The 12,888-nt window shown below is 39.5% G+C and carries 9 protein-coding genes; 6 read left to right on the top strand and 3 right to left on the bottom strand.

Features of this window, described 5'->3' with window-relative positions; translation table 11 throughout:
* Positions 1–310: 310 nt before the first annotated feature.
* The 4 genes from CWB66_RS01430 (at position 311) to CWB66_RS01415 (ending at position 6,089) form a co-directional block, all read left to right on the top strand.
* Positions 311–1,342 (top strand): isoaspartyl peptidase/L-asparaginase family protein, encoded by a 1,032-nt coding sequence (locus CWB66_RS01430; protein ID WP_138584057.1) that lies wholly within the window; start codon positions 311–313, stop codon positions 1,340–1,342.
* A 98-nt stretch (positions 1,343–1,440) separates the two neighbouring features.
* Positions 1,441–5,328: an ATP-dependent RNA helicase HrpA gene (gene hrpA, locus CWB66_RS01425; RefSeq protein ID WP_171037444.1), complete on the top strand. Its 3,888-nt coding sequence runs from the start codon at positions 1,441–1,443 to the stop codon at positions 5,326–5,328.
* 75 nt (positions 5,329–5,403) lie between these two features.
* Complete coding sequence (locus CWB66_RS01420) at positions 5,404–5,784, top strand: response regulator (protein ID WP_077537628.1); 381 nt, start codon at positions 5,404–5,406, stop codon at positions 5,782–5,784.
* Between the two features lie 8 nt (positions 5,785–5,792).
* Positions 5,793–6,089, top strand: coding sequence for a PilZ domain-containing protein (locus tag CWB66_RS01415; RefSeq protein ID WP_077537629.1), 297 nt, complete (start codon positions 5,793–5,795; stop codon positions 6,087–6,089).
* A gap of 15 nt (positions 6,090–6,104) precedes the next feature.
* Here the strand turns inward: CWB66_RS01415 and CWB66_RS01410 are convergent, their stop codons facing one another.
* Complete coding sequence (locus CWB66_RS01410; protein ID WP_138584055.1) at positions 6,105–7,295, bottom strand: class I SAM-dependent methyltransferase; 1,191 nt, start codon at positions 7,293–7,295, stop codon at positions 6,105–6,107.
* 64 nt (positions 7,296–7,359) lie between these two features.
* Between CWB66_RS01410 and CWB66_RS01405 the strand changes: the two genes are divergently transcribed.
* Positions 7,360–8,091, top strand: coding sequence for an HD domain-containing protein (locus tag CWB66_RS01405; protein WP_502705281.1), 732 nt, complete (start codon positions 7,360–7,362; stop codon positions 8,089–8,091).
* A 1-nt stretch (position 8,092) separates the two neighbouring features.
* Entirely contained in the window at positions 8,093–8,533 is a 441-nt protein-coding gene (locus CWB66_RS01400; protein ID WP_138584053.1) for a VOC family protein, read from the top strand.
* On the opposite strand, the gene CWB66_RS01395 is transcribed toward CWB66_RS01400, so the two are convergent.
* Together CWB66_RS01395 and CWB66_RS01390 are read right to left on the bottom strand one after the other, a co-directional pair.
* Entirely contained in the window at positions 8,530–9,522 is a 993-nt protein-coding gene (locus CWB66_RS01395; protein ID WP_138584052.1) for a response regulator, read from the bottom strand. The two genes, CWB66_RS01400 and CWB66_RS01395, sit on opposite strands and share 4 nt — an antisense overlap.
* Positions 9,503–12,775, bottom strand: coding sequence for an MHYT domain-containing protein (locus CWB66_RS01390; protein ID WP_138584051.1), 3,273 nt, complete (start codon positions 12,773–12,775; stop codon positions 9,503–9,505). Before CWB66_RS01390 ends, CWB66_RS01395 begins: the two co-directional genes overlap by 20 nt.
* Between the last annotated feature and the right edge of the window lie 113 nt (positions 12,776–12,888).

The following is a 12,888-nucleotide window of genomic DNA, read 5'->3' as shown; positions in this document are numbered from 1 at the left end:
TTAGAGATATCTCTGGTTTATTAGACGATTTAGATTAAATAAGTGATCTATTATAGCGATAAGAAAATAGCGCAATAACAAGGCTAAAATTATGATACATAGTTGTTCTATATAAATAATTTTCAACGTAGTTAGTGAGCTATTTAATACGCTAGAATGATGATGTTTTTAATAAAATTGGTATTACAAACACGTTAAATTTTAAAAAGCGCCTTAAGGCGCTTTTTTTGTACTATTAAACTCACTTTAGTTGAAATTAAGCTCGCAACCATTCACATTAGTTTATAAATTCCTCACACAAGAACTTATTATGAACACACCATTATTAGCCATTTTTGCGAGCAGCCTTTTTGCTTTAAGTCATAGCGTATTAGCTGCAGAGACTCCATTTGCCATCGCGATTCATGGTGGTGCAGGCACAATTGAAAAAGCAAAATTTACGCCCGAGCAAGAAAAAGCGTATCGCGCTAAACTAACCGAGGCAGTTGAGGCGGGTTACAAGGTACTTGATCAAGGTGGCGAAAGTTTAGATGCGGTAACGACTGCAATTACGGTATTAGAGCAATCGACTTATTTTAATGCGGGACGTGGAGCGGTTTACACTTACGATGGTAGCCATGAACTTGATGCCTCTATTATGGATGGTCAAAACCGAGAAGCAGGCGCAGTTGCAGGTGTAAAACATGTTGAAAGCCCAATTAGTTTAGCGCGTTTAGTCATGGATAACTCCGTGCATGTCATGCTCAGTGGGCAAGGCGCTGAAGAGTTTGCTAAAGAGCAAGGCGTTGAGCTTATCGAAAATAACTTATTTGATACCGAATTTCGTTACAAGGCACTTCTAAAAGCAAAACAAAAATTAGATAAAGCGAAAGCAACCAGCAAAGAGTACCAAGCTGCGCACAAAGCTTTACCTGACTCTTATAAAATGGGTACGGTTGGCGCAGTTGCGCTTGATAAAAACGGTAACTTAGCGGCAGGTACATCAACCGGAGGCATGACGGCAAAGCGTTATGGCCGTATCGGCGATGCCCCCGTAATTGGTGCCGGCACTTTTGCTGAAAATGCATCATGTGCTGTTTCAGCCACTGGGCATGGTGAGTATTTTATTCGTTATAACGTAGCTAGCGATATTTGTGCGCGTGTTAAATATCAAAATAAAACCATAGAACAAGCGGGCGATGAAGTCATTAACAAGGTGCTTGCCCCTATTGGTGGCACTGGAGGCGTTATTATTGTGGATACGAAAGGAAATATTAGTTTGCCATTTAATACCTCAGGCATGTATCGCGCGAGTAAATCAAATACACAAGCAACTTACGTGGGTATTTTTAACGATGAATAAGCATATATATCAGCAGTTATGCACTTTGTAGGATTAACCCAGAGCGTTTAGTTTGATACAATTAACGCTCTATTATTAAAATTTTATAAGGTATGCGGGTGGTTAACCTAGGTCAGTTGTTTGGCGAGCTAAAAACGTGCTTAAAAAAAGATCAATTTATTTTTAAAAAACGCTTACATGGTGTAAAAAAAATAACCGATGAAAACAAGCATGCCAACGCGCTTGAAAAAATAGCGGCTGATATTACCCGTAGCCAAGCACTGCGAGATAAACGCTTAGCAGGCCTCCCAAAAGTGACTTACCCTGAGCAATTGCCAGTAAGTCAAAAAAAGGAGATTATTAAAGACGCCATTGCAAATAACCAAGTGGTTATTATTGCAGGTGAGACGGGCTCAGGTAAAACTACTCAAATACCTAAAATGTGTTTAGAGCTTGGCCGTGGTGTTGATGGCTTAATTGGCCACACTCAACCACGACGATTAGCTGCGCGAACGGTGGCTAATCGTATTGCTGAAGAAATGAAATGTGAACTTGGTCAGCAAGTGGGTTTTAAAATTCGTTTTAGCGATCAGGTTTCTAATAATACCTACGTTAAACTAATGACTGACGGTATTTTACTGGCAGAGATTCAGCAAGACCGATTTTTAAATCAATACGACACCATCATTATAGATGAAGCGCATGAGCGTAGTTTAAACATCGACTTTATTTTAGGTTATTTAAAAAACTTACTTCCAAAACGCCCTGATTTAAAAATAATAATTACCTCTGCAACCATCGATCCTGAGCGCTTTTCAAAGCACTTTGATGATGCGCCAATTATAGAAGTATCGGGTCGAACTTTCCCTGTGGATGTACGCTACAATCCAATTACCGATATTAATAAAGATGATATGGAAGCCGAGGGCGATCAGCTACAAGGTATTTTTGATGCCGTTGATGAGCTATGCGCAGAAGGCCCCGGCGACATACTGATATTTTTAAATGGTGAGCGTGAAATACGCGATACTGCTGATGCACTTAGCAAGCGTAATTTAAAGCACACCGATGTATTGCCACTTTACTCGCGTTTATCGAACGCAGAGCAAAACCGTATATTTGCACCGCATTCCCGTCGTCATATTATTTTATCGACCAACGTGGCCGAAACATCACTCACTGTGCCAGGTATTCGTTATGTAATAGACCCAGGTACTGCGCGCATAAGCCGCTACAGTTATCGTACAAAAGTTCAGCGTTTACCAATAGAACCTATATCACAAGCAAGTGCTAATCAGCGTATGGGACGTTGTGGACGTGTTGAAGCGGGTATTTGTATTCGTTTGTACGCTGAAGATGATTTTTTATCGCGCCCTGAGTTTACCGATCCTGAAATACTGCGCACTAATCTTGCGTCTGTTATTTTACAAATGTTGGCGCTAGGGCTTGGTGATATGGCGCAATTTCCGTTTGTGCAAGCGCCTGATAGCCGTAATATAAGTGATGGTTTATCGTTATTAGAAGAGCTACAAGCAGTCAAGCCAGACAAACGTGATAACAAAACGAGTTTAACCGTTTCGGGTAGAGAGCTTAGCCGATTACCGGTTGACCCTCGTTTAGCTAAAATGGTGCTCACGGCTCATAAACTTGGTGCATTGCGTGAAGTGATTATTATTGTGGCAGCATTGTCTATTCAAGACCCACGTGAACGCCCACAAGAAAAACGTGCTGCTGCCAATGAAAAACATGGTCGTTTTGACGACCCAGATTCAGATTTTATTGCTTTTTTAAACTTATGGAATTACCTAGAAGAGCAGCAAAGCGAGCTGACTAACGGCCAATTTAGAAAGCTGTGTCAAAAAGATTTCCTAGCCTATATGCGCCTGCGTGAATGGCAAGATATTGTTTATCAAATAAGTACTGTATGCAACGAAATGGGCATGAAGGCAACTAGCCAAGCGGCTGATGGCGAACTTGTTCACAAAGCGTTATTAAGCGGAATGCTGAGCCATATCGGTTTTAAAGATGAGAAACAAATATACAAAGGCGCACGCAATAGCCAGTTCCATATTTTTCCGGGTTCGGGCTTATTTAAAAAGAGTCCTAAATGGATAATGTCAGCGGAGCTGGTAGAGACTAGTAAATTATATGCTCGCACCAATGCAAAAATAGACATTAACTGGGTAGAACCATTAGCACAGCACTTAGTAAAACGCAGTTACACAGAGCCCCACTGGGAGAAAAAGCCTGGTGCGGTAATTGCCTTTGAACAGCAAACCTTGTACGGCCTGCTCGTTGTAAATAAACGCCGCTGTGTTTACAGCAATATTGATCCTAAAGTGAGTCGCGAGCTTTTTGTACGCACTGCTTTAGTTGAGCAAGAGCTGGGCTTAAACGAGGGCTTTTTAGCGTTTAACCGTGAGCTTATTGAAGATATTCAAGTACTGGAAAATAAGTCACGTCGTCGTGATATTTTAGTTGATGAGCAAACATTATTTGAATTTTACGATAAAAAAATACCAAAAGAGATTAATAATCGCGCTGCATTTTTAAAATGGTATAAAACGCAAAAGCAACAAAATAAACATTCCCTACATATGACTCGTGAAGAGTTAATGCAGCATGGCGCAAGTAATATAACCGAGTTTGACTACCCTGACACGTGGCAGCAAGACAATATTATATTACCGCTTGCTTATCATTTTGATCCAGGCCAAGCCGTTGATGGTGTTGCGGTACAAATACCGGTAGCGCTGCTAAATCAAGTACAAGAAAGTGGCTTTGATTGGCATATACCTGCCTTTAGGCATGAACTAATAAGTGGGCTAATAAAGTCATTGCCTAAATCGCTTCGTCGTAATTTTGTACCCGCGCCGAATTACGCTGATGCGGTAATTGCAGCCATTGAGCCAATGCAAGGGAGCTTAATTGATGCATTAACGACGCGTTTATTGAGAATGACCGGTGTAAAAGTTGATATAGAAGCATGGGATTTAACCGCGCTTGCACCGCATTTACGATTGCAGTTTGAAGTACGTGATGAACACGATAAGTTACTTGCTCGTGGGCTTGATTTAGCCAAGCTTAAAGCACAGCTGCAAGGTGAAGTAACCGAAACACTGTCGAAAGTAGCCGATAAAGGCATTGAAAAATCAGACTTAACACAATGGGATTTTGGTGAGCTGCCAGCGTCATACGTTAAAAAGCAAGGTCAATATGAGATAAAAGCATACCCTGCGCTGGTGGATAAAAAATCAGCGGCTGCAGTGGAACTTTTTGATAGTGAAGCAAAAGCGCAGCAAGCACATCAACAAGGTCTGCGCCGTTTAGTTTTACTCAATGTCCCATCGCCAATTAAGTACTTACAACAAAACTTACCGAATAAGGCAAAGCTGGGTTTGTACTTTAACCCATTTGGTAAAATCGCTGATTTAATTGATGACTGTATTGCCGCTGGTGTTGATAGTTTATTAGTAAAACATGGTGATATACGCGACGAAAAATCATTTGAAACAGTAAAAGAGCAAATACGCGGTGAGCTGGGTGATGCCGTTGTATCGATTGCAACGCAGGTTGAGCAAGTACTCAGTATTGCTCACGCGTTGCATAAAAAAATGAAAGGGCGCGTTGATTTAACCATGATAACCGCGCACGGCGATATAAAATCACAACTTGAGTCACTTATATTTAAAGGTTTTGTGAGCGGGCATGGCGCAGATAAAATAACAGATTTAATTCGTTATTTAAAAGCTATTCAAAAACGCTTGGAAAAATTACCTGTTGATCCTAATCGAGATAGATTATGTGTATTGGAACTGGATAAAGTTGCTCAAGAATACAAAAAATTAGTGAATAAAACGCCCAAAGGCATGCCAATACCACAAGACGTAACGGCAATTTTTTGGATGCAACAAGAGCTAAGAGTTTCTTTATTTGCTCAAACATTAGGAACCCCTTATCCAATATCGTCGAAGCGAATTTTAAATGCGATAAAAGAAATTGAATAAAGCTTGCATTTCGTATTAAGCTTAGTACCTTAATGGAAGGGTTTATTTTTGCTTTGAGAAGGAAACGACATAAACATGTCCTCATTGATTGAACCAAAAACACGAAATTTATTAGTTGTTGACGATGAGTATTTTAATTATGAGATACTTAAAGCTGCACTCGCGTCCAAATTTGATGTTAGCTATGCGGACTCTGGACAGAGCTGTTTAGCGTCAGCGATTGCGAATCCTCCAGATATAATTTTACTTGATGTATGTATGCCTGGCCTTGATGGCTACGATACGTGCAGAATGTTGAAGCATACGCCGGAGACAAAAAACATTCCGGTTGTTATGGTATCTGGCCTTGAATCTGAGCTGGAAAAAAAGGCTGGGTTTGATGCAGGATGTGATGCCTATGTAGTCAAACCATTTTCGATGAGCGTATTGCTCGAGCAAATTAATACAATTGTATAGAGGGAATTATGTTTACAGATGACAAACGAAACTTCAGACGTATGCAGGTAAATACAACTGCAAATTTAACCACGATAGAGCCTGTAGCTGGTTTGAATTACACGGCAGAATGCGTTGATTTAAGTGCAACAGGGTTATCACTGCATTTAGATGATTTGCTTGAGCCTGAAACTATTTTATCGGTTGATATCGCATCAACACACCCAAGTATTGCCCCTTTAAAAGCAACGGCAAAAGTAATACGTGCCAGCAAAGAAGATGATGGCACGGTAACCGCAGGGCTTGAAATAATAGAATTTAATTAATTAGCTACTTAGCTATTAATAGACCTTACAGATTAAACCTTTTAGGTAAAAACCTTCAGGGTAGCTGCCAGCAATGGGATGATCGGCTGCTTGATTTAGGCGTTCCATTATAAGTAGATCTTTACCTGCATCAAGCGCTGCATCAGCAACAACTTTTTGAAATAAATTTTGCTCCATTAAACCCGAGCAAGAAAACGTTAATAATGTGCCACCGGGTTTAAGTATTTGCATAGCAATCATGTTGATATCTTTATAACCACGGCACGCACCTGTTAGTTGTGCTTTATTATCAGCAAATTTTGGTGGATCCATTACGATGGTATCAAATTGTCTGCCTTCATCGCGGTATTGACGCAGTAACTTAAATACATCTTGCTTAACAAAATCAACTTTATTTAAGTCTAAGTTGTTATGCTCAACATTACGTTTAGCGGTATCTAACGCTGGTTGCGATACATCAACATTAGTAACATGATCACACCCACCACGCAGGGCGTATAGTGAAAATGTCCCTGTATAACTAAAACAGTTAAGTACCGTTTTACCTTTTGAAAAACGCTCAAGTGCAGCGCGGCTATCACGTTGATCTAAGTAAAATCCGGTTTTATGACCTTCAATTATATCGACTTCAATTTTTAAACCGTTTTCTTCAATAAGTACAGGTTGTGTTGGCTCATTACCCCAAAGAACACCCTTAATTGGTTCCAAACCTTCTTTTGTACGTACTTCTACGTCTGAGCGCTCGTATATGCTAGAACCTGGAAAAATAGCCATTAACGCGCCAACAATCTCGCCCTTATGACGCTCGGCACCCGCACTTAGTAGCTGACAAACTAGTACATTATCAAATTTATCGATTGTAACGCCAGGTAAGTAATCAGACTCAGCTGCACATAATCTAAAGCCTGTTAATCCGCCTTCTTCAATGACTTGACTGCGTGCTTCTAATGAACGGCGTAAACGGCGTTCAAAAAAGTGTTGATCGATGATTTCTTTTTCGTCAAAGCTCCAAACACGTGCACGAATTTGTGAGTGAGGGCTATAAGCTGCAGTGGCTAAAAACTTACCTTCACTGTCGTGAATCGTTACTGTGTCGCCTAATCCAGGTTTACCTTTAATTTTTTTGATGGCTTTTGAAAATAACCAAGGGTGTTTTCTTTTTAATGATTTATCGCGACCAGCTTGTAGGTAAACGGCAGATGACATAAGGCTTCTCAGTAGTAATAAATAAGCGCTGTATTTTAGTCAAGCAGCGGGCAACATACAATGAATGTTTTGCAAGGGGGGCATAAAGCACGGTAAAGTACGTGTAATTTATCGATTAATTAGCTTTTGGAACCTGAAAGTGCCTGACGCCGTTTTAAGCCCTGATTTAGAAATACTTAATTCACAATGTAGAGAGTTTATAACCTCTTTTGTGCACGCTGATGTAGCACACGACATTACGCATATAGAGCGAGTGGTGCGTGTTGCAATACAGCTGTGTGATGCAGAGCAGGCTAATATGTCAGTAGTACTCCCCGCAGCGTGGATGCACGATTGTGTGGCAGTGGCTAAAAACCACCCTGATCGTGCAAAAGCCTCTGCTATGGCAGCTGATAAAGCATTAGAATTCTTAAAATCGATTAATTATGATGAATCACTCTTTGATGAGATTCATCATGCAATTGCTGCGCATAGTTTTAGCGCAAATATAAAAATTAAAACAGTTGAGGCACAAATAGTACAAGATGCTGACAGAATGGATGCACTGGGTGCGATTGGAGTGAGTCGATGTATGAAAGTTGGCGGCTCAATTGGACGGTTATTGTATAACCCAGACGACCCTTTTTGTAGTGAACGTGAAGCTGATGATAAAAAATATACACTCGATCATTTTTTTATAAAACTATTACATATTGCTGAAAGCATGAATACCCCATCAGCTAAAACAGAAGCGAATAGGCGTACAGCTTACATGCATGAGTTTTTAGAGCAATTAAAGTCAGAAATTGGTGAGTAACGTGAATAATAAAAATATGCCTAAATTATCTGGTATTGATCATTGCCATTTAAATGTTGATAACTTGTCGAGTGCAGTTAAATGGTATGAGCGCGTTTTAGGTTTTAGCATAGTTCCCGAACTTGCCTTTTGGGATGAGGACGGACGAGGCCCTTTAACACTTGAAGATGCAAGTTCAACAACCCGCTTAGCACTTTTTGAAGGTGAGGGGCGTAGTAAAGGAATTGCATTTTTGGCTACAGGGGAGCAATTTATAGAGTGGCTTAACTACTTTGAAAACCTAAATATAAAAGCGGTTCTTGCTGATCATGGTGTAACGTTTTCAATGTATTTTAAAGATGAAAGTGGTAATAGCCATGAAATTACGTCACATGACTATCGGTATATAAAATCTTATTACCCAAATGTTGAGCTTGGCTCCCACAGTGCTAAAAAGAATTAGCTTTCTTGATTTGCATTTTTTATAGCAATAATATCGTCTAAGTTTTTTACAAATAGTTCGATTAGAGCGGGATCGAAATGAGCTCCTGCTTGCGCTTGCATATGTTGAACTGTTTTTTCTACGCTCCATGCTTCTTTATAAGGACGTTTTGACGTAAGGGCATCAAAAACATCTGCAACGGCAACAATTCTTCCTTCAATTGATATATCTTCACCACGTATTCCATTGGGGTAGCCAGAGCCATCCCATTTTTCATGGTGTTCAATTGCGAGTTTATGAGCTAGTTGTAATAGTGGGGAGGGTGAATTTGCTAAGATTTGCGCCCCTATGGCAGCATGCTTTTTCATATATTCAAACTCTTCGCCTGTTAATCGCCCTGGTTTTAATAAAATAGCGTCAGGAATGCCTATTTTACCAACATCATGCATAGGGGCCGCTTGGCGCAGCAGTTCAGCTTGTTGTTCTGGCATACCAAGGGCTAAGGCAAGGACCTTGCTATATTGACTCATACGAATAATATGCTCGCCAGTATCAGTGTCTTTATATTCAGCGGCCCGTCCCAAGCGTTGAACTAAATCAACATGTGCTTGTTTTAATTGTTCCGCTTGAACTAATGAGAGATGTGTTTTCACTCTCGCCCTGACAATAGCTGGGCTAATTGGTTTGGTGATATAGTCAACTGCGCCTAGCTCAAAGCCTTTAAACTCATCACTTTCATCATCTAATGCAGTGACAAAAATAATAGGAATATGAGACGTGCTAGCTTTGTTTTTTATTCGCTGGCAAACATCAAAGCCATTCATATCTGGCATCATAATGTCGAGTAAAATAAGTTGAGGTAGATCTTTTTCAAGTAAGGCCAGTGCGGCTTCACCTGATTTAGCAAATGACATGCGATATTGATTACCTAACACTTCTCGCATTACTTTGAGATTTGCTGGTTCGTCGTCAATGATTAAAATACGAGGTCTATCGGTAGAAAAATCCATCAAAAGCAGTGATTATACTTTTTACTTCATCTGCAAATTGTATATCTGAGTTGAGAAGTAATTGGGCAATAAGCTCATCGTTAAGTTCAGCATTTTGAGCATATTGATACAATACCTCACAAAGCGCCTTTAGTTCTAAAACAGACAAAATACTAATATTTTCATCTATACTATTTTTTGGCTGCTTACACACATTTTTTGCCAACAATTGAACTATGATAGCGAGCTCTTCTTTTATGGCACTGAGAGTGCTACTTACCTTGGTATCTTCTGCGTACTCTAAATTATCTAGCAATTCCATTAACGTTATCAGGCCTAGATTTCCTGCCACCCCTTTTAACGTATGCACTAAATTTTTGAAGTTACTAACATCAGATAGGGGCTCGTTTAAAAGTACTTTAAATTTTTTGCCACTGTCGTTCATAAATTTAGTGATTTCTGTAAGTTGTCTACATTTTGAGCCCCACAAAGCCAAACCTTTTTTAAAATCAATGTGATTAGTATTATGGTCAGTGTGTGCTACGGCGATTTCTTTTACTAAACTCAGCCCAAGAACCTGTGCAATTTCTTGATTTAACTGGTTTATATCAATTGGCTTATTAGTAAAACCATTCATCCCAGACTTTTTGGCTGTCAATTTATCTTGTTGTAATACACTGGCTGTTAAAGCAATGATAGGTGTATATTTTAATTGTCTTCGTTTTTCAAGCTCACGTATTTTGAGTGTTGCTTCAATACCATCGCATTCAGGCATGTGAATATCCATTAAAATAACATCAAAGTTTTGTTCCTTAAAAATACTCACAGCTTCAAGTCCGTTACTTGCTGTTACTACGGTATGTTTATCCCGTGAAAGCAGTAACGAAAGCAGCTCCGTATTTTGTTCAATATCATCAACAACAAGGATTCTAAGAGCTGGTAATTGGGTATGTAACCCATCGAAGTAATCTATTTTTGCTTCGTCCCCGGCTTCAAGCGGTAATGAAAAGTAGAAGCAACTACCTTTACCCACTTCACTAGTGAGGTCTATAGTGCCTCCCATTAGCTCTACAAGCTGTTTACTAATAGTAGTCCCAAGCCCAGTACCACCAAATCGTCGAGTTGTGGTCCCATCAGCTTGCTCAAAGGGCTGAAATATGGCTTGTATACGATCTTCTATGATACCAATACCGGTATCTTGCACTTCAAAAAAAAGATGTTCATTATGCGTTGTACTTACAGTGACAGTAACAGCTCCACGTTTTGTAAACTTTATAGCATTACCAATGAGGTTAGTAAGTATTTGCCTCAGTCGATCAGCGTCTCCGTAATAGGTCTTACTTACCGACTCTTCAATATTGAGTGTTAGACTTAGATTTTTCTTTTTAGCTTCTAGCCAAAATGTCGAAATAATACTGTCTATGACTGGCTTCAAACTAAAATGAGCTGGCTCTACAGCAAGTTTTCCACGTTCTAGCTTTGCTGAATCAAGAACTTCATTGAGTAAGCGTAATAATGAACGAGCGGCATTGTTAACAGTAATGAGATGTTTTTGTTGTTGTTGATCAAGAGGCGTATCCATGAGCAAGTCACTAAAACCAATAATTGAGTTCATAGGAGTACGTATTTCATGGCTCATGTTTGCCATGAAAGATTGTTTAGCGTTAGCGGCTTCTTCTGCCTGAAGTTTTGCAGTTTCAAGCGTTTTCTCGTATTCTTTTCGCTCTGTTATATCGACTAGCACACCGTCAATCCATTGGGATTCACCGTGCTCATCAAAATCAAAAGTCCCCCTATCAAGTAGCCATAGAATTTTTCCATTGCGGTGACGGATCCGATATTCAATAGAATACTGACGCTTTTGTGTGAACGCTTTATTTACAGCAACAAGAATAGCTGGCTGATCAGTTTTCAAGACAAGGTCATTAAATTCAATACAATGCTCGATAAATTCTTTTGATTGATATCCCGTTAATTCAAGAACACTCGGGCTAATAAATAGCATTGTCCAATTTTCATCAAATTTACACCTAAACACAACGCCCGGCATATTATCCATTAAAGAGCGATACTGTTGCTCTTTTTCTACTAGGCTTCGTTGCAGTTCTCGTTGCTCGGTTAAATCAGTAATAAAGCCTACATATAGAGGGTTTTGGCCAGGTTGATTAACTTCACCAATACCTAATCGAATCGGAAATAAGTATCCGTTTTTATGTTTAGCGGATATTTCACGATTGACACCGATTACTTTTCCTAAATCAACATTTTTAGCTTTTGATAGGTAATTATCGTGATTGGCCGCGATGCTATCATCCATGAGTATTTTAATATTGCGATCTCGTACTTCACTTTCGCACCAACCGAATATTTTTGTTGCTGAGTTATTAAAACTTAAAATTATACCTTTGTGATCAATGGTTACAATTCCATCTATAGCAGTGCCTAAAATCGCATTTAGGCGCGATTCGTCTGCTGATTTAGCTTCTAGTAACATTCTGTAGCGCACCATACCATTAAGTACTCCAACAACACTCGTGATAGCTATTGTTGCTGTTGCTACCGCAATGGCGACAAATGTTAAGCCTGCAGTAGCGTTTGTATCTTCATATAAAATAGGCGATGTAGTCACAAATCGGGTTGCGGCCATACCCATATAATGCATACCGGTGACGGCTAAGCCTAAAGCAATAGCGCTGATAAGTCGGCTCTGAAAAGGGGCTAATTTAGGAAACAATTTTTCAAGATTAAAGCGGCTATACAAGGCGAAAAATGAAAGTGCGATAGCAACAATAATAGAGAGGCCAAACATAGCAGGGTCGTAACGTAATAAGGGCGCCAGTTGCATCGCAGCCATGCCACTGTAGTGCATTGTGCCAATACCAGCACCAAGTAAAATCGAACAAGTAGCCAGTATTTTGAAATTCCCATTACTACTTACCAGCATAGATACGGCACATTGGCAGGCTAAAAATGCGGGTATAAATGACAATAATGTAATCATGGGATCATATTGAATATTAGTGCAGAGTGAAAAAGCGAGCATACCAATAAAATGCATACTCCAAATACCAACAGAAAAAACAGTGGCTGCGGTAATATTGGCTAAACGTTGGTAGCTTGGAAATTTAGTACTTTTTGCTAAATCAATGAGTTTGGTGGTAAAAAATGCAGAAAATATAGCGATTAGGACAGACATTGAGACTAAAATAGGATCGTAAACCCCATTCACAATTAAACTAGGATCTTGGTCCGTAATGAAAAAAGCTGACAGCATAATAACTCACAATGTAATATCACTATTTTAGTTTAATATAATTAAGCAATTAATAAACAGTTAATTTACTGCGGTTAATAAAGCACTATTTCATAACGACTGAATACGAGAGT

It is taken from the genome of Pseudoalteromonas sp. S558, assembly GCF_005886635.1.
Classification (GTDB): Bacteria; Pseudomonadota; Gammaproteobacteria; order Enterobacterales; family Alteromonadaceae; genus Pseudoalteromonas; species Pseudoalteromonas aliena.
The sequence above is the reverse complement of the archived record's forward strand: the minus strand, read 5'-3'. Positions and strand labels throughout refer to the sequence as shown.